We start from the raw sequence: 17,377 nt of genomic DNA, 5'->3' as shown, positions 1-17,377 counted from the left end.
CACCTTATGCCTCTCCGCGTATCTGATACGTAATATCTCCCGCACCAAAGGCTGTCACAAGCCCGTCACTGTATTCTTGTATGATATGTCCATCTTTAAACACTTTGACAATGCCATCTTCTTTTGTGACAGAGTCTGCCATGAGTAACTTGTATCGACTGAATGCACCTTTCAGGTCTATGTCAACTTCCAGCTCACCTGCAGCCCATATAGGAAGGATCACAAGCTCATCTACTCCTTCAAAACACTCTACAAATCCTTGCAGGTTATCCATCGTTCGGCTGTACTTATGCGGTTGCCAAATGACATTGAGTTTGGAAAAACTTCGTAACTTTTTATAGGTTTGCAGTGACTCCATCGTCACTTTTATCTCTGTCGGGTGGTGTCCATAGTCATCGATGACCACACACTCTTCTTGGTTTTGTACAATGTCAAAACGTTTTTTAATGCCTTTGTAGTGTAAAAGGTTACTTCTTATATCTTCTACTTTTTCACCTAACTCTAAAGCACCCAATATCGCTAATGCGGCATCTAAGGCAATGTGATTTCCAAAACCGAATACTTCAAATGCACCCAGGTCCAAAAGTTCGAATTTTGTATGTGGTTCACCCTCTACTAACACAAACTCTATGTTTTTGATGTCTTTGGAAGGGTAAAGTTTAATGCTCTCCGTCTCTAGAGAAGAGAGGAATTCATCTTCTGCATTAATGACACGTATGTCAGCCAATGACAAAAAGTTTCTATAGGCATTGTAAAAACGCTCTTCATCATACCCGTAGTACTCCATATGTTCCGGTTCTACATTGGTCACGATGGCAAGATAGGGATTGGAGTTTAAAAAACTCTCATCACTCTCATCGGCTTCAAAGACCACTTTGTTGTTCGGATAGTTACGTACGTTTGAACCGAACTCTTTACTGATAGCACCGATGAGTGCATTGGACTCAGGTATGATCGATGCAAGCATCGCTGAAGTGGTACTCTTACCGTGTGCTCCGCCTACCGCATAGACTTCTTTTTCACCTAAAATACTTTTTAAAGACTCTTTGCGTGAAAGTAACTCTATCCCCAGTTCCTTTGCCTTTTGGTACTCAGGGTTGTTAGGACGTACGGCAGCAGAGTAGATCACCCTATCGACACCCTCCACTGCATCTTCATGGTGTGGTATCGTGATCTTGGCATCATAGTTGGTTGCCAGGTCATTGGTGATCTCCGTTTGTTTAATATCTGATCCGGAGATCTTATGTCCATCATTGAAGAGAAATTTAGCCAATGCAGAAAGTCCTATACCTCCGATGCCTATGAAATGTATTTTTTTCACCTATTTTTCCTTTGACTCATCCAATACTTTGAGTTCTTCTTTAGCCTGCTTGACCTCTTTAGCGAACATCGTAAGTAAAATATCTGTAGGCTGTGTAAATGTCTGGATAAAAAATGCCAAAGGGTCATGTTCATCAACACCTTCAACATCTACAAGATTTTCTATAAAGTCTTCAAAACTTTTCCCAGCCATCACTGCAGCCGCATGCACCATCATAGCATCTTTAAGCTCTGCATGGTCTATGGTATAGTTCAATACAAGAAAGATCTCTTTTGCACCCTTTTTATCATTTTCACTGTAACGTTGAATACCATGCTCATAGATGGCTCTTGCCGTGGCTAAATCTTCGGCATCGTTCATATCAAAGGTCTGCGAAGTCGTGAGTTTTTCTGCCAGTCTGTCAAATGCCGTGTTGACGATGAATGTAAAGATCTCGTTGATCTCATCTTCTGGTGCTTCGATGATAAGCTGTGCGTCTAAGAGCTGGTACCCTTTGGCAATACTCTCTTCTTCTTTACATTCAGTTTCCAGTCTTTGAATGTTCGCTAAAAACTCTGGGTCTTTTTTTAACTCTTCTACGTGTATTTCTGGGGTTTCCTTCATGATTGCTCCAATGCTAATTGTATTCGTTCTAATGCTTCTCTTGTTAACTCTTCTTCATAGACAAGGGCCAGTCTTACATACCCTTGACCTTCCCCTTCGCGTCCTAAAAATGAACCAGGGATGACTTTAAGGTTATACTCTTGATAGAGTTTTGTCGTAAAGGCTATCTCATCTTCCACTTTGAGCCAAATATAAAATGTCGCTTCAGGTGCCTCAACTCCTAAAACTTCTTTGGCTACTTCAAAGTTCTTTTTATATTTTTTCCTAAAACCCTCTACATGCGCTTGATCAGCCCATGCGACTGCTGCGGCATGCTGCAGCGGTAGGGGTGATGCACATCCCACATAGGTTCTGTACACCATATACGCTTTGAGTATCTCTGCATCACCGGCAATGAAGCCCGAACGAAGTCCCGGTGCAGATGAACGTTTAGAGACAGAGTTGATGACCAACACATTTTTAAAACTTTCGTTCCCCACTTCTATACTTGCATTAAGTAGTGACGGCAAAGGTTCGTTCAGGTAAAGATCCGCATAACACTCATCATTTAAAAGCACGAAATCATATTTCAGAGCAAGCTTAACCCAACGTTTCAGCTCTTCCATACCCATCACAGATGATGTAGGATTGTTAGGTGAATTGAGTATCACAAAATCTGCTTTTGCCAATGCTACTTCATCCACTACGGGTTGAAAGTGATTCGCTTCATTCAGATTGAGGTAGATCACTTCAGCCCTGCATGCTTTGGCCGCACCTTCATAGATCTGGTAAAAAGGGTTAGGAAAAACCATCACCGGGTTTTCCACATCATGCAGTAAAAACTGGGGAAAATTAAAGAGGACTTCTCTAGTCCCAAAAGTAGGGATGATCTGCCCATTGGTCAGCGTGAGACCAAAACGCTCTTTGTTATAGGTTAGCATTCCCTCTCTCAGCTCTGTTTCCCCAGCTGTTTTGGGATACTTGTTAAGCAATGCAGCAGCACCTTTGAATGCATCCAGTATAAATGCCGGTGTCTCAAACTGAGGTTCCCCGATCGTCAGGCTCAGTGCAGAGTAATCACTGTTGGGGGTTACATTTTGAAGTAGTTGATTAAGTTTCTCAAAAGGGTAAGTTTCGAAGTTCATTGTTGCCCTGTATTTTTAAGTGATTATAGCGTATTTGGGGTAAACTATAACTTTACGACAAATGCACCGCCATTAATATGTGTACGTACTTTTTTCAATGCCTCTCTTGCATTTTTTTCATCTTGATAGGCACCTATAAGCACTTTATAGTTATCTGTATGGTGAACCTTGTAACGTAATCCTAATGCTTTTATCTTTGATAAATAGGCTTTGTTTGGCATTGCAGAAAATGCTCCCACTTGAATATAATACTGCACAGCACTCTCTTTTGTTTCACGTTTCATTGTAGGTACTGCTTTTGTTTTGACATTCCTGAATAACTTTTCTGCTGCAGGCTTTTTGGGTTTCACTCTTTTAGAAGAGGATGGTGCTGAAGATAATATGCTAGGTTTCACCCTGCTTTTTGCCAACCATTTTATGATCTCATCTTGTAATTTGGCTCCACGGTATTTTGCCTTTGCACTGTTGATGATAATGACAACCGTATAGAATTTTCCTGCTCTGTTTTTGACATACCCCCCTATATTTTTCACACGCTTAAGTGTCCCTGTCTTCATCCATGCATGTTTCTTGACCGCGGTATGTCTCAAACGGTGTTTGATAGTGCCATCGATACCTGCTATCGAGAGTGTCTCCATCCATCTGTACCCATAACGGTCATAGGCATTATCGTACATTTGAGCCAATAGCTTGGCATTGACCTTGGAGGTACGAGAAAGGCCGCTTCCATTGTCTACCCTTAATTTTCCTTTACCCAGTGCACCTTTTGTTTTCAATATCTCTACAATAGCATCTCTTCCCTTCTGTACTGTAGCAGGTGTACCATAGACTTTTGCACCCAAAAGCAGTAAAAGATGTCTTGCATAAAGGTTATTACTCTCTTTGGCAGTTTCAGAGATGATCTCTTCTAATGGCTTCGAGTAATGGGTAAAAAGTCCTCTTGCCTCTTTAGGTATCTGACGTAATTTCAAGCCCCCACTTACAGATATCCCCTCTTGTGTCAATCTATCTTTCAATGCATAATAGAATGACATATAAGGTTTGGTAATGACTTTACAGATATTCCGTTTACCGCATCGTTTGGAGATCTTCCCTTTAAGAAACACGGTAGGGACCACTTCACTTTTATCAATTTTTACCTTTGGCCAGGAGTATTTTCCTCTACAGGGTTTATTGACATGTTCTAATTGATCAACCACTTTGTAACTTTCATCCACATGTTTTTTATGTACTTTTTTTTCCTTGGGTATCACGCAGACGGTCACCACACGTTCATTGAACATCATGGCATCTGGCATTGCATTATAGGCGCTGTAGAGGTTTTCATCAAATCCAGAACTGTCTTTGTCACCGACTTCAAAATAGCTTCTGTCTATCACAATATCACCCCTGATCTCACGTATGCCTTCCGCACGTATATCAAAGACGATCTTCTCAAGGTCCTCAGCATTTAAGGTAGGGTCTCCAAACCCTCTAATAAGTAGATCACCTTGAAGTACACCGCTTTGTAATGTCCCAGTGGTATAAAATTTCGTAGGCCAACGGTAATCAAACCCCAGTTTCAGTACCGAGGCATAGGTGGTTAACACTTTGATCAGAGATGCAGGTGTTCTGCTCTTGTATGCATTGAGTGAAGCGATCAGTTTTCCATTTTTACCGGCTTCTTTAATATAGATACTGATATCTTTTTTTGAGATGCCTGATTTACGGATCTCTTCATTGATGACTTGTGGTAATGCATACAGCCATAGGGACAGTATCACATAGGCAAATAGCGTTCTCAACATACTGCCTTATATGCAGAAAGCAGTCGCTGCATCGCTTCTTTGAGTACTTCTTGGGATGTACCCACATTTAAGCGCATAAACCCTTCACCCGCCTGACCAAAGCTCTTTCCGTCATTCAGCCCAAGTTTTGCTTTATGTACAAAAAAATCAACCAGTTGGGCATGAGACAAACCCATCCCTGTACAATCAAGCCACATTAAAAAAGTCGCTTCTGTAGGGACGGCCTTTATAGGCAGTTGATGCTCGTTTAGAAATGTATTCACATAGCCAATATTTGAGAGTAAGTGCTCTTTTAACTCCTCTAACCATGGTGCACCTTCTTTGTAGGCACTCATCAAAGCTTCTAACCCAAAAGGGTTTCCGTTGCTAATGCCTGACCTGTCTTGTTCCACTCTGTAAGCTTGACGTAATCGTGTGTCAGGAATGATCGCATAAGAGGTATTCAGCCCTGCGACGTTAAACGTTTTGGAAGGTGCATTTAAGATGACACAATGATGCATGATCTTCTCAAAACTGCCAATGCTATGATGTGTTTTTTTGTAGACAATATCCGCATGGATCTCATCAGAAATGATCAAAACCTCATGCTCTATGCAGATATCAATGATCTTCTCCAATTCTTCTTCAGACCATACACGTCCAGTTGGGTTATGCGGTGAGCAGAGTAAAAAAAGTTTGGCTTCTTTGGCTTTATGTTCAAAGTCTTCAAAGTCTATATGATAACTGCCGTTCTCATACACCAAGGTATTGTCAAGTACTCTTCTCTTTTGATGTTTTACAGAACTTGAAAATGGCGGGTATAACGGTGTTTGTATAATGATTCCATCACCCTCCTGACTGTATGCAGATATAATAAAGTTCAAAGAAGGCACAACCCCATAACAAGGAACGATCCACTCTTTTTCTATCAGCCAGGAAAAACGGTCTTGCATCCAATGTTGTATCGATTCATAATAAGCATCTGGATACATCGTATAACCGTAGAGAGGATGGGAGGCTCTTTTGAGCATTGATTCTTGTACGCAGGGAGGAGAAGCCAGATCCATATCTGCTACCCATAAGGGAAGTAACTCATCTGTACCAAACTTTTTCTTGGCTTCATCCCATTTTACACTGTGTGTCCCTTGGCGGCTGATCGCTTCAAACATTTTTACCTCTCTTTTCCCACAAAGTCATCTGCGCTATCGTATGCTGATGTTTACGTGCAGTCTCTTGTATGACAAAAGGAACGTCTTTGGTATCGATAAGTGTAAAGTCTTTACCCAGTATCTCTCTAAGCCCATCCAGTGTGCTAATATTTTCACCGTCTCTTTTGTACCCGCCTATCCATTTCTCTTTAGGTGTAGACTCTTCCTGCCATGTGTAGGGAGACGTTAAAATGAGTAGTCCTCCATCATTAATACGCGACGCCATAGCATCTAAAAACTTTTTAGGGTCATAGAGCCTGTCTAACAGGTTACCCCCAAAGATCAGGTCAAAATCTTTGTAAATAGGTTTTAAATTACACGCATCCGCTTGCCAAAATGAGACTTTGTTTCGTTCTTCTTCCAAGTGAAAATCTGAAAGTTGTACCTCATAAAAATTCTCCAGTTCACCCTCTTTCGGCATCGTATAACGCAATATGCCATCCTCTTTGAGCTTCTGTGCTTCCTGTATGAAACGTGCAGAAAAATCGACACCTATCACTTCATCAAAACCACGGGCAAGTTCAAAGGTACTTCGCCCTATGGCACATCCAATGTCCAATGCTCTTTTCTTAGGCTTCCCTTTCATACTCTCTAAAGCGATCCGCGCACATGCTGCGGGATAATTTTCTACACCCAAAGCATTTTCACCCCACCCGAAATGACAATACTGGGAAATAAGGCTGTCTGTATTGTAAATATTGGTGGTTACCTTCTCTTCATATTCACTCTGTATATACCTAAACCCTGCATGTTGATAAAAATGTCGTCTAAATCCATAACGGCTCTTTTGTGTGGCAAGGTTCCCACAGCTTATCCATGATCCGCCATTGATCAGATTATGTTCTCCATCATAAATAGGTACGGTAAAGTCATCATAGACAGGATGGACTTTAAAGCCCTCAAAAGGATATATTGGTGTTCGTGACCATTGCCATACATTTCCTATCACGTCATAAAAGTCACCATGTTTATAGGTATCTACAGGCATGCATGAGGTAAAACCTTCAAGATTGATGTTGGCGATCGTTTCACCTTTGGAGGTCCATTCCAGGTAAGAAAGCACTTTGCTTTCATCACGCAGTCGGATGTATTCATCCTCAGTCGGCAAAGTGATAGTGACACCCTCTTTCTGGCTCTTCCACTTACAAAATGCAGAGGCTTCCAAGTGATTTACTTCTACTGGCCAGTTCATGGGAAGGTCTATCTCTCTGCTTAGTGTACGAAGTGTGTATCCCTCTTCACCTTTGCGCCAAAATATTGGATGTGCTGCATGGGTATAGGCTTTCCATGCTTTTCCCTCTTCACACCAAAACCTATCATTGATGTATCCTTCATCTTTGACAAACTCTAAAAATTCTGCATTCGAAGTGAGATATTTGGCTGCTTTAAATGCTGGTATATGTGCCTGATGGTCTCCATATTCATTGTCCCAGCCAAAAAGTTTTGCATCTTTATTTTTCCCCAGGATCACGGTACCCTGAGGTACATCAAGAAGTACATTTTGGGGTGCAGAACCAACCATTTCACACTCTTTCCATTCTCTGTTTTCCAGTATGGTTTCAAAGGGAAGTTGACGTATCAGTACGGAAGACGTTTCAAGATGGATATTTTCATGCTCAATGCCCATCAAAATGACCCACCAGGGTGAATCTTCCGTAATAGGAAGTTCTAAAGGAAGGGAATCAATGAGAGAAGAGACTTTCGTATATACTTTGTTACGATAGGCTTGGGTTTCTTCTAAAGTCGGCCAGTCATAATGTGCTTCATTCAGGTCATCCCAGCTCATTTCATCTACACCCACAGCAAAAAGTGACTCAAGTCCAGGGTCTACACGTTCATCGATGATCTTGGCAAGCTTTAATTTGTTAATGAAAAAGGTAGCCGTATGTCCATAGTAAAAAATGATAGGATGACGAAGAGGATCTGCTTTTTGAAAATAAGCGTTTTTGTCTACAACCAGATGAAAGAGAGATTCATATCGTCTATAACAACGTTGGAAATAACGTTGAATCTCTTTTCGTTTCTGTTCAGGGTCAGTCCCATAAAGTGTAGGCATCTTTATCACGTCACATTCCTTCGAATTAGTATACATGCAAGATACCTACCTAATACTTAAAAATCTGCCTTTTCTTTTGAACTCTCGATCATAGAGATGAAAATGGTATAAAGGTTCGCGATCACAGCACCGATCACTAATCCGGTGGCTAGCGCATCATTCCCATAAAACTGTAAAGCAAAAAATGCAGGTAAAAGGTGTAGATCCGCAACCAATGAACCTGCCAAAAGTTCAGCTGAAAGCAGGTTTCTTACCCCTATCTTTAACAGTGTAGAGATCACATTCACTGAGCCCGCTATGAACAGTGCTACTATAGAATGGTCATACAAAAATGCTGCTGATGTCGTAAGTGACATCAATGTAAAAAACATATAAAAAACTTTACCCCAATTCATCCAAAATCCTTCATTTTTAACTATAAGTGTACCATATCATTCTATGGCATACATGTATTATTATACTCTTTCTTCTTTTGTAGAGGCGAAGCCCATACAAAATGCCCGCAGGAAATACCCTTGGGGTACATCTCACGAAAGTCGCGTAGTTGGCAAGAAAAAATACTTTTTTTAGAGCGTTCCATTTTCATACATGGCACGCATTTTTTCTTTCTCTTTTTCTCTTTTTAATTTTTCTGCTTCTTTTGTTCTGAAGCCGCCCACTGAGAAACCAAGCCACATCAAGATAGGCGATGCAACAAAGATAGAAGAGTATGTACCCACTATCACACCTACCAGTAGTGTGAAACTAAACCCGTTAATGATCTCACCACCAAAAAGATAAAGTGTAAGAACCACAAAGAACGTTGTCAGTGATGTCAACGTCGTACGAGAAAGTGTACGTGTGACAGACTCATCAATAATACCCCCAAGATCTGGGTCTTTGATCGTTCTGATACCCTCACGGATACGGTCAAATACAATGATTGTATCGTTCAGTGAATACCCGAGAATGGTCAATAGTGCTGCGAGTATATCAAGGTTTACCTCAACATTAAACAAGACGATCATTCCCATAGCAATGGTAACATCATGCATGAGTGCCATCACAGAAGCGACAGCAAAACGCCATTCAAATCTAAAGGAAACATAAATAAGGATACCGATGATCGCAAGAACCATAGCCATCAGTCCCTTTTCACGTAACTCAGATCCTACTTTTGCACCTACCATATCCACACGTCTTACTTCAAAGTTACCTGTCTCTTGAAGCAGTGTTCTGATTTGATCACCGACATCTACACCCAGGGCTTTTGAACTTGTCTTCGTACGGATAACCACTTCATCTTCACCCCCAAAGAAAGTCACTGTTGCACCTTCATAAGAGGTATCAGAATCTATCGCTTCTCTCACTTTCTCTATAGGTGCTTGACCTTCGTATTGTACCTGTATGAGTGTACCACCTGCAAAGTCTATACCGTAGTTAAATCCTTTACCTATGATCAGTCCCAACGACAGTATCAATATCGTGACCGAAAGCAATCCAAAACGTTTACTCTTATTCATCAATGAGAGAGGTTTTTTATATTTAAAAATTTCCATTATTTTGCTCCCCCGGTTCTGATACCAAACCATAATCCCAGTTTGTTCTTATCTATCTTTGGCAAGACCCATTGGTAAATACCATGTGTTCCTACAATAGCCGTCAACATAGATGCCATAATACCGATACTCATCGTAAGCGCAAACCCTTTGATCGCACCAGTACCATAGGCATACAATACTGTTGCCGCGATCAGTGTGGTCACGTTAGCATCCCAGATCGCAGTAAAGGCATTACTATACCCATCTTCTATCGATTTACCGATAGATTTACCTGCATAGAGTAGCTCCCTGATACGCTCAGAAATAATGACATTCGCATCCACTGCCATACCGACAGTAAGAACGATACCTGCCATACCAGGCAGTGTCAGTGTTGCACCAAAGAGTGACATGATCGCAAGTATCAAAAAGAGGTTGCCTATCAGTGCGACATTTGCGATGATCCCTGCCATACCATAGTAAACCACCATAAAAAGCACAACCAAAATAAACCCTAAGGCCAAAGCCATAGAACTGGCCTTAATGCTATCGGCACCCAGACTTGGTCCCACCGAACGTTTTTCCATCACATAGACAGGTGCAAGGAGTGCTCCCGATCGAAGTGCGATAGCAAGGTCATGGGCTTCTGAAAGTTCAAATCGTCCAGAGATCTGGACACGTCCGCCACCGATACGTTCGTTAATATTTGGTGCTGAATAGACCTTATTGTCCAAAACAACCGCCATACGTTTCCCTACACTCACACCTGTAAAGTCACCAAAGATCTTGGCACCTTGTCCGTTCAGTGTAAAGTTGATCACAGGCTGATTGTTCTCATCAAAACCTACTTTTGCATCAGTCAGCATAGAACCGTCAAGTACCGGAATGGCACGAAGCAGATATTTTTCACCTGTATTGACATCAGGGAGTATCACATCACCATAACTTTTTGCTTCAGCCAGGCTCATCGTGTTTACTCTTATGTTTCTGTCTTCATCTACAGCCATAAGCTGCAGATGTGCCGCACGCGCGATAAGTTCACGTATACGCTGTTCATCTTCTTGTGTTTTGATCCCCGGTACTTCTACAAGGATCTTATCTTCACCCTGTTTAGCCACAGTAGGTTCTGCAAGTCCAAACTCATTGAGTCTGTTTCTGATCGTATCTACTGCCTGTTGAATGGCATTTTGTTTCGTACGCTCTACTTCAGCTTCGGTCATAGCCACTGAAAATTTCATCCCATTGTCAATAATCACTGTACCTTCAAGCTCTTTTTTGAGAAGCGCTTTGGCTTTCGCCACATCATCTTTATCAAGAAGTTCAAACGTGATTTGTTCACCATCGACCATACGAAGTGCATCAAAAATGATCTCTTCATCATCAAAGATGTACTTGACGGATGCCGCCATAGACTTAATACGTGATTCAATGGCAATTTCACTTTTAATACCAAGCAGCATATGCAGACCACCTTGAAGGTCAAGCCCTAAAGTGATCTTCTTTCCACTTTCACTTTGTGTCAAAGAGGGAATAGAGAAAACGACACCGAAGATCAGAGCAAAAGCAAAAAGGATGACCCTAAAATTAAGCGTCTTCACCAGACTCAACCTTTTTAGCTACATATGCTCTATCAAGTTTGACAATCGTGTCGTCATTTAATTTGATTTTGATAAAATCTTCTTCAGTTTTAACGATCACAGCTATAAGACCGCCTGTCGTAATAATGTTGTCACCTTTAGCAAGACTGTCAAGCATTGCTTTGTGCGCTTTTTGATGTTTTTGCTGTGGTCTGATAATTAAAAAATAAAAAATCGCAAATAAAATGATGAGGGGTAAAAATGAACCGATCATACTGCCTTGTTCTGCTCCCATAGGAATCCTTTTGTATAAAATTAGCCAATATTCTAGCACCTTTGAACTAACAAAAGGCTTTTTCATAGCACTTTTAAGCTCGGGCTTTATCTACCTTAATCATTGGGGATTTTCATATCCTCTTTTGAATACCATCTTAGGTATTACAGCACTCTATCTGCTTCTGCGGGAAGGGAAAAAAGTGTGGTTCATTTCCGGTGCTTTTATAGGACTGTTTTGGTTTTGGTGGATCGCCTTAAGCTTTAAACATTATGGCATGGTTTGGGCTGTACCTATAGAGATAGCTATCATCATGCTATGCTACGGGGTACTCTTTTGGCTTGTTGCATGGATCAGCCAAAAGATCACATCACTGCTGCAAATCTCTGACACTTTACTTCCTTTACTCATCAAGGCTTCAGGTCTTTGCATCTTAAGCTATATCCATCCTTTCTCTTTTGATTGGCTCAAGCCTGAACTAATGTTCGTAGAGAGTTATCTCGGCATAGAAAAATGGCAGTATGCCATCATTTTATCTGCCATTGTTTTGAGTATTTGGAAACAACAGTTCCTCTATATGTTACTTATGCTCTTTGCTTACCAGGTCCATCTTCCCACACATTTGAAAGCAGATGACAAAATAAGAGCAGATGACAAAATCAAACTTGTAACGACCCACACTTCTGTTCAGGACAAATGGGATGAAACACTTCATCCTGCACAATTTGAGAACCTTTTCAAACAGATAGACCAAGCCATCAAAGAGAATAAAACGCTTATCATACTCCCCGAATCTGTCTTTCCCATCTTTCTCAATCGTTCAAAACTTCTGGACAAACTGCAGGAAAAAGCCAAAGATATCTCTATCGTCACCGGAGGACTATACTGGGATGGGAAAACGCCGCGTAACTCAACCTATGTTTTCACAGGCAACAAGATCTCTGTAGCCAATAAAGTCGTTCTGGTTCCTTTTGGAGAAAGCAATCCGCTGCCGGATTTTTTAAGTGAATGGGTCAATAAGGTATTTTACGATGGTGCAGTGGATTATGTGGCCAGTCCCAATGTCATAGACTATAAAATAGACGAAAAAACCTATAGAAATGCCATCTGCTTTGAAGCGACCAGTGAAAAGCTCTACGAAGGCGAGCCAAAAAATATGATCGTTCTAAGTAACAACGGGTGGTTCACCCCCTCTATCGAACCTACGCTGCAAAAACTTCTGTTACAGTACTACAGCAGGAAGTATGGAACGACTATCTATCACTCGGTGAATATGTCGGAGTCTTATGTAGTGAAAAATGGAGAAGTGGATCAGTAGAAAACCTTAGGGTGGCAGGCATTCTATTTGTATATGATCCAAATGCTTTGCTATCAATCCTCTGAATGATTATCTTCCATTTTTCTCGCAAGGTAATCTGCTGTTGGAGCATCTACCGACCTGACGTGCATGACGATCCACTCAGGTGTTTTCGCTACAAAGTTGATAATTTTATTGATATCTCCAAACTCTTTCCACTGTCTTGTTGCATACTGAAGATCCATTAAAAACATATCATGTGCCAATTTATGCATCTCATAAGACGGGAAGTCATACTTTTGCATCAAACGCTCTTCATTGGCAAAGTGTGCTTTCACATGTTCGATATATTCATCCAGTTTATTTTCGAGCTCTTCTTTTTCTATGGTACCTCTTTCGTATCCTATAGCCAGTTTATCGATCTCATTGATAATTTTAATTTCATCCTCATGTGTCTTCTGCATCTGATCGACACTCATATACTCTACCTGTTCAGCATAAATGATTCCCATATGAGGCTCCTTTTTTATCTATTATAGTATAGAAGTGTAAAAAGTGTATTGATATAGATCAATATGTCTTATTTCTGTTAATGAAAACACTTGACTGAAATGGTTGTATATGAAAATTGAAAATGTTTTGAAGGAAGATAGATAGAGCTCTGGAGTTGTGCTATAATTCACTCAACTATCGGTCATACAAAACTCTGAACGATCTCAAAGTCTCTTTATCAAACATAGATAGATGTAAGGTGTATTATGGAAAAACGGAATATTATAGATATCCTTGAACAAATCAATCTGTTTTCTTCATTAAATGAACAAGAACTCAGTGAACTTGCAACAGAAGCACATATATCTCATTATCCTAAAGATTCGATCGTTTTTACACAGGGAGAGATGAGTAAAAATGTAATGATATTGATCGATGGCGTAGTGAGTGTCTATAAACATGACAGTAAAGGAAATGAGGTTGTGATCGGATACTTTAACCGATATGCATTACTGGCTGAGGCAGCTGTCCTAAGAAAGACCCCGTTACCCTCATCAGCCAGGTTTCAAACAGATGGGTCACTTCTTAAAATTTCACTGGATGGTTTTGAAAGTTTTCTTCTCAGTCATCCTGGACTTTCTTATGAGATTATCCAATCACTTCTTGCAAAAATCGATCTCCTCCAACAAAATATACATTTTAACCTTGCTGCAACTTCCAAAGAAAAAGTATTAAATTTTTACCAGAAAAACCCTAAGTTGGCTCTAGATCTCAAGCAATATGAGATAGCTTCCATACTCAGCATGACTCCCGAAACACTCTCTCGTAATATAGCTAAACTCCTGAAAGAAGAAAAACTGGTACAAACTGCAGCCGGATATAAAGTACCCTAATTTGTAATTCTTGACAAATATCAATACACTTTTTTTCTTTTTCATTTAAGATGCAATAAAAAAAGGATATTGCATGCCACTACTTACGATCGATCAAGTGCATCATGTTGCTGTAGATGAGATGCAGCATACACATGAAGAAGAGATCAGTATGCTCAATGAGATAGATGCACTTGCCACTATCTATGAAAATGATAAAACAAAACATGCAACACTGGAAGCAAAGCTTGAAGCATATATTCAACATGTAAAAGAGCACTTTGCCAATGAAGAGCGTCTTATGCGCTTATATGCGTTCCCTCCTTATCAGATGCATAAAGCAGAACATGACAGAGTACTGCATGAATTGAATCATTTTACAATACGTTGGAAGCAACATGGTGAACTTGATGCGATCATCGCTTACCTCAGACAGTCCGTTGATTGGATCATCAATCATATACACACCATGGATAATATGACAGCGATGTTTATTTCACAACAAATGTATAAAAATTAAAAGGAGAAAAAATGATAAAAAAAACTGTTTTAGCCGCAGCAATGATTGGGATCAGTACATTACACGCGAGCGAAGTTGATCTATTAAAGTCAAAATGTGCCACATGCCATATGCTTGAGAGACCCACACCTGATATGATACCTACATTAAAAGCGCCCCCTATGGAGGCTGTGATGTTTCATACGAAGCTGGTGATGAATGATAAAGAGAAAATCAAAACATTTATTGCTGATTATGTGCTAAACCCTGCAGCAGAAAAATCAGTATGTGAATCCAACAAAGTACAACAGTACGGCGTGATGCCTTCACTTAAAGGTACAGTTTCGAAAGAAGAGCTGTCTAAAATCTCAGATTACCTGATCGAGCATTATCCCTCCGAAGAATTTGTAGCTATGATCAATGAAATTCAAAGAAATGACAAAATGAATGCACTGCAAAACTCTCCATTCTTGATCAACAAAGAAGCATTGCCTCATATGACAAAGCTGCTTATCAAACATTGGGATAAACAGGCTTTAGGACTGAGTGACGAGCAAAAAAAGAAACTTCTTTTGATTCGAGAGCATACGATGGGAGAGGTTCAAAAAGCAAAGCGAAAAATTGATACTTTAGAATCCGAAATGATGGAGGCTTTGTTCATGGATGATGCATCCCCAAAAAGTCTGGACCATAAGATAGATGAAATAGCCAAGTTGAAAGCATCTGTGACAAAAGTACATATTCAATGTATTGCTGACACACTTGAGATACTCGATGATGAACAAATAGAGTATTTACTGCCTTTTTGGGAATATAAATAGCTCTTTTTGTATCTCGAATTGCAATACCAGTTGAGTAGAATATATATACTGGTCCAATAGTATATTTTAAATAGGATGGTGATGAAAATGAAATATCCCTTATTTTTTGATGAAGTTGATTCAATTCTACTTTACGATCCGCTCAGTGATTTTTTAGGAGCATTTGCAGAGGGTAAAATTGAGATTGGTTATTTAGATTGTGTGAAGCAAGCAGGCCACTCTTGTCCTACTGTTGCAGGAGCCTATCTTATGGCAATGCTTGGGTTAAACGTTCTTTACGGTTCTGAACTGCCGCAGCGTGGGAACATACATGTCGGTATAAAAGGGGAAAAGACAGAGGGAACAACCGGTGTCATAGGAAATATTATTTCCTTTATTGTAGGCGCTAGTGGTGAAGAAGGCTTTAAAGGGATCCATGGGAAGTTTTCAAGGAATAATTTAATGGCTTATGATCAAAAAATGGCGGGAGAAGTCACTTTAAAAAGAACGGACAAGGATATCTCCGTATCACTCAGTTATGACCCTTCAGTTATTCCAGGAGATCAAAGATTAAAGCCTTTGATGGGAAAAGTATTGCAAGGAAAAGCGTCCGATCAAGAGAAAAATCTTTTCAAAGCGTTATGGCAGGAAAGAGTAAAAGACATTTTACTTACCAAAGAGTTAAGAAATAAAATAATTCAAGTCAATTAGATAAGAGTGGGATAGTTTTTCCGAGTCCGTTAGAAATTTTGTGTCAGCAACCAGATGAATGTTTTAAATCTTGTCTCGTTTTCCTGGAAGTTGATATAAATCAATTTTTTAAATCGTTTTCTGGGTTATACTTCGAACACTTAAAAAAACAGGAGATTAAATGTCACTTTCACAATCAACAATCAATACGGTCAAAGCTACATCTGGTGTTGTTTCTCAACATGCAGAAGCGATCACAACAAAAATGTATGAGATCCTTTTTAGCCAACATCCGGAACTCAAAGAGCTATTCAAGGATGCAGATCCCGAGCAACACAAAAAACTTGCTTCGGCTGTTGGTGCATATGCTGCCAATATTGATAACCTGGACGTTTTATCTAAAGCGGTAGAGAAGATGGCGCAAAGCCATGTCCGCACCAATGTCAAACCTGAGCACTACCCAATGGTCGGTGCTGCCATTCTTGGTGCTATCAAAGAGGTGCTGGGTGATGCTGCTACAGATGAGATTCTTGATGCGTGGAAAGAAGCCTATTTTTTCTTAGCTGATATTCTAATTGCCAGAGAAAAAGAGCTATACTACGCATCGTAAAAAAAGTATTCAAGCCTAATAATTACTTTTATAGGCTTGTAACTGCAAATAATACCCTTCAAAGGAGACGGTGATGCGTCGGCATTTATATGGCTATTTCAATCGAATGCGGGGGTTGGAAGCTCCGCCGTCTAGAGCACGTTTGTCACATGTTGTCTGGTCCGGGATAGGAGCTTTCCTTGGAATTTACCTCATATCCGTTCTCAATCAATATATTTTTGTGAATGCATCAGACACTATTTTTCTCGTTGGCTCGTTTGGAGCTTCTGCAGTATTAATATACGGTGTTCCCCAAGCAGAGTTGTCACAGCCCCGTAATTTAATTGGCGGCCATATTGTTTCGGCATTTATAGGTATCACGGTATATAAATATGTCCCAATGGAAATTTCAGTCCTAAGTGCCTTAGCTGTCTCTTTATCTATCGTGCTCATGCACTTTACACGCACTTTGCATCCTCCTGGAGGTGCTACGGCCCTAATCGCTGTGATAGGGAGTTCTCAAATACATGAGTTAGGCTATATGTACGTAATGACACCGATTGCAACAGGTGCCTTCATTTTATTGATCATTGCACTTGTGGTCAATAATATGTCGAACAATCCAAATCGACATTATCCACGCTATTGGTGGTAAGGATAAGGATGATCACCTAGGGGCATAAATATGT

Annotated in this window: 18 protein-coding genes; 7 read left to right on the top strand and 11 right to left on the bottom strand. The window is 40.3% G+C overall.

Annotation, left to right across the window (positions count from 1 at the left end):
• Positions 1–4 precede the first annotated feature (4 nt).
• The 10 genes from murC to yajC form a co-directional block, all read right to left on the bottom strand.
• The gene (gene murC, locus LDM93_RS10335) at positions 5–1,321 is read right to left on the bottom strand and encodes a UDP-N-acetylmuramate--L-alanine ligase (protein WP_223892326.1); all 1,317 of its coding nucleotides are present in this window, start codon (positions 1,319–1,321) and stop codon (positions 5–7) included.
• On the bottom strand, positions 1,322–1,924 hold the full coding sequence (locus LDM93_RS10330; RefSeq protein WP_223892325.1) for a hypothetical protein: 603 nt from the start codon (positions 1,922–1,924) through the stop codon (positions 1,322–1,324). It abuts the gene before it with no gap.
• Positions 1,921–3,048, bottom strand: coding sequence for a succinyldiaminopimelate transaminase (locus tag LDM93_RS10325; RefSeq protein WP_223892324.1), 1,128 nt, complete (start codon positions 3,046–3,048; stop codon positions 1,921–1,923). Before LDM93_RS10325 ends, LDM93_RS10330 begins: the two co-directional genes overlap by 4 nt.
• A gap of 44 nt (positions 3,049–3,092) precedes the next feature.
• Positions 3,093–4,835 (bottom strand): D-alanyl-D-alanine carboxypeptidase/D-alanyl-D-alanine-endopeptidase, encoded by a 1,743-nt coding sequence (gene dacB, locus LDM93_RS10320; RefSeq protein WP_223892323.1) that lies wholly within the window; start codon positions 4,833–4,835, stop codon positions 3,093–3,095.
• On the bottom strand, positions 4,829–5,983 hold the full coding sequence (locus LDM93_RS10315) for a MalY/PatB family protein (RefSeq protein ID WP_223892322.1): 1,155 nt from the start codon (positions 5,981–5,983) through the stop codon (positions 4,829–4,831). Before LDM93_RS10315 ends, dacB begins: the two co-directional genes overlap by 7 nt.
• Complete coding sequence (ovoA, locus tag LDM93_RS10310) at positions 5,976–8,078, bottom strand: 5-histidylcysteine sulfoxide synthase (protein WP_223892510.1); 2,103 nt, start codon at positions 8,076–8,078, stop codon at positions 5,976–5,978. The genes LDM93_RS10315 and ovoA overlap by 8 nt, the downstream gene beginning before the upstream one ends.
• Positions 8,079–8,134: 56 nt before the next feature.
• The gene (locus LDM93_RS10305) at positions 8,135–8,473 is read right to left on the bottom strand and encodes a DUF6394 family protein (RefSeq protein WP_223892321.1); all 339 of its coding nucleotides are present in this window, start codon (positions 8,471–8,473) and stop codon (positions 8,135–8,137) included.
• Between the two features lie 171 nt (positions 8,474–8,644).
• A complete protein-coding gene (gene secF / locus LDM93_RS10300; RefSeq protein WP_223892320.1) occupies positions 8,645–9,616 on the bottom strand; it encodes a protein translocase subunit SecF in 972 nt (323 codons plus the stop codon).
• Entirely contained in the window at positions 9,616–11,196 is a 1,581-nt protein-coding gene (secD, locus tag LDM93_RS10295) for a protein translocase subunit SecD (RefSeq protein ID WP_223892319.1), read from the bottom strand. The genes secF and secD overlap by 1 nt, the downstream gene beginning before the upstream one ends.
• On the bottom strand, positions 11,183–11,470 hold the full coding sequence (gene yajC / locus LDM93_RS10290) for a preprotein translocase subunit YajC (RefSeq protein WP_223892318.1): 288 nt from the start codon (positions 11,468–11,470) through the stop codon (positions 11,183–11,185). Before yajC ends, secD begins: the two co-directional genes overlap by 14 nt.
• Between yajC and LDM93_RS10285 the strand changes: the two genes are divergently transcribed.
• The gene (locus LDM93_RS10285; protein WP_374706130.1) at positions 11,421–12,767 is read left to right on the top strand and encodes an apolipoprotein N-acyltransferase; all 1,347 of its coding nucleotides are present in this window, start codon (positions 11,421–11,423) and stop codon (positions 12,765–12,767) included. The two genes, yajC and LDM93_RS10285, sit on opposite strands and share 50 nt — an antisense overlap.
• A gap of 53 nt (positions 12,768–12,820) precedes the next feature.
• Here LDM93_RS10285 and LDM93_RS10280 read toward each other — a convergent pair whose 3' ends face one another.
• Positions 12,821–13,258 carry a bacteriohemerythrin gene (locus tag LDM93_RS10280; RefSeq protein ID WP_223892317.1) on the bottom strand — a complete coding sequence of 146 codons (438 nt, stop codon included), beginning with the start codon at positions 13,256–13,258 and terminating at the stop codon, positions 12,821–12,823.
• 246 nt (positions 13,259–13,504) lie between these two features.
• Between LDM93_RS10280 and LDM93_RS10275 the strand changes: the two genes are divergently transcribed.
• The 6 genes from LDM93_RS10275 (at position 13,505) to LDM93_RS10250 (ending at position 17,343) form a co-directional block, all read left to right on the top strand.
• Complete coding sequence (locus LDM93_RS10275; protein WP_223892316.1) at positions 13,505–14,131, top strand: Crp/Fnr family transcriptional regulator; 627 nt, start codon at positions 13,505–13,507, stop codon at positions 14,129–14,131.
• 73 nt (positions 14,132–14,204) lie between these two features.
• Entirely contained in the window at positions 14,205–14,630 is a 426-nt protein-coding gene (locus LDM93_RS10270; protein ID WP_223892315.1) for a bacteriohemerythrin, read from the top strand.
• A gap of 11 nt (positions 14,631–14,641) precedes the next feature.
• Entirely contained in the window at positions 14,642–15,430 is a 789-nt protein-coding gene (locus LDM93_RS10265; protein WP_223892314.1) for a Spy/CpxP family protein refolding chaperone, read from the top strand.
• An 81-nt stretch (positions 15,431–15,511) separates the two neighbouring features.
• Positions 15,512–16,120, top strand: a complete 609-nt coding sequence (locus LDM93_RS10260; RefSeq protein WP_308440705.1) for a hypothetical protein — start codon at positions 15,512–15,514, stop codon at positions 16,118–16,120.
• Positions 16,121–16,280: 160 nt separating this feature from the next.
• A complete protein-coding gene (locus LDM93_RS10255) occupies positions 16,281–16,709 on the top strand; it encodes a globin domain-containing protein (protein ID WP_223892313.1) in 429 nt (142 codons plus the stop codon).
• Positions 16,710–16,782: 73 nt separating this feature from the next.
• Complete coding sequence (locus LDM93_RS10250; RefSeq protein WP_308440704.1) at positions 16,783–17,343, top strand: HPP family protein; 561 nt, start codon at positions 16,783–16,785, stop codon at positions 17,341–17,343.
• The last annotated feature ends 34 nt before the right edge of the window (positions 17,344–17,377 follow it).

Origin of the sequence: Sulfurovum sp. TSL6, from assembly GCF_019972115.1 — a bacterium.
Taxonomy (GTDB): domain Bacteria; phylum Campylobacterota; class Campylobacteria; order Campylobacterales; family Sulfurovaceae; genus Sulfurovum.
The sequence above is the reverse complement of the archived record's forward strand: the minus strand, read 5'-3'. Positions and strand labels throughout refer to the sequence as shown.

What these genes read in the sequence shown, in the direction of transcription:
- LDM93_RS10285 (WP_374706130.1), top strand. Translation starts at nt 11,421, where the DNA reads ATGATGAGGGGTAAAAATGAACCGATCATACTGCCTTGTTCTGCTCCC.
- secF (WP_223892320.1), bottom strand. Translation starts at nt 9,616, where the DNA reads ATGGAAATTTTTAAATATAAAAAACCTCTCTCATTGATGAATAAGAGT.
- LDM93_RS10330 (WP_223892325.1), bottom strand. Translation starts at nt 1,924, where the DNA reads ATGAAGGAAACCCCAGAAATACACGTAGAAGAGTTAAAAAAAGACCCA.
- ovoA (WP_223892510.1), bottom strand. Translation starts at nt 8,078, where the DNA reads ATGCCTACACTTTATGGGACTGACCCTGAACAGAAACGAAAAGAGATT.
- LDM93_RS10325 (WP_223892324.1), bottom strand. Translation starts at nt 3,048, where the DNA reads ATGAACTTCGAAACTTACCCTTTTGAGAAACTTAATCAACTACTTCAA.
- yajC (WP_223892318.1), bottom strand. Translation starts at nt 11,470, where the DNA reads ATGGGAGCAGAACAAGGCAGTATGATCGGTTCATTTTTACCCCTCATC.
- LDM93_RS10265 (WP_223892314.1), top strand. Translation starts at nt 14,642, where the DNA reads ATGATAAAAAAAACTGTTTTAGCCGCAGCAATGATTGGGATCAGTACA.
- LDM93_RS10260 (WP_308440705.1), top strand. Translation starts at nt 15,512, where the DNA reads ATGAAAATGAAATATCCCTTATTTTTTGATGAAGTTGATTCAATTCTA.
- LDM93_RS10315 (WP_223892322.1), bottom strand. Translation starts at nt 5,983, where the DNA reads ATGTTTGAAGCGATCAGCCGCCAAGGGACACACAGTGTAAAATGGGAT.
- LDM93_RS10305 (WP_223892321.1), bottom strand. Translation starts at nt 8,473, where the DNA reads ATGAATTGGGGTAAAGTTTTTTATATGTTTTTTACATTGATGTCACTT.
- dacB (WP_223892323.1), bottom strand. Translation starts at nt 4,835, where the DNA reads ATGTTGAGAACGCTATTTGCCTATGTGATACTGTCCCTATGGCTGTAT.
- LDM93_RS10270 (WP_223892315.1), top strand. Translation starts at nt 14,205, where the DNA reads ATGCCACTACTTACGATCGATCAAGTGCATCATGTTGCTGTAGATGAG.
- LDM93_RS10255 (WP_223892313.1), top strand. Translation starts at nt 16,281, where the DNA reads ATGTCACTTTCACAATCAACAATCAATACGGTCAAAGCTACATCTGGT.
- LDM93_RS10280 (WP_223892317.1), bottom strand. Translation starts at nt 13,258, where the DNA reads ATGGGAATCATTTATGCTGAACAGGTAGAGTATATGAGTGTCGATCAG.
- LDM93_RS10250 (WP_308440704.1), top strand. Translation starts at nt 16,783, where the DNA reads ATGCGTCGGCATTTATATGGCTATTTCAATCGAATGCGGGGGTTGGAA.
- LDM93_RS10275 (WP_223892316.1), top strand. Translation starts at nt 13,505, where the DNA reads ATGGAAAAACGGAATATTATAGATATCCTTGAACAAATCAATCTGTTT.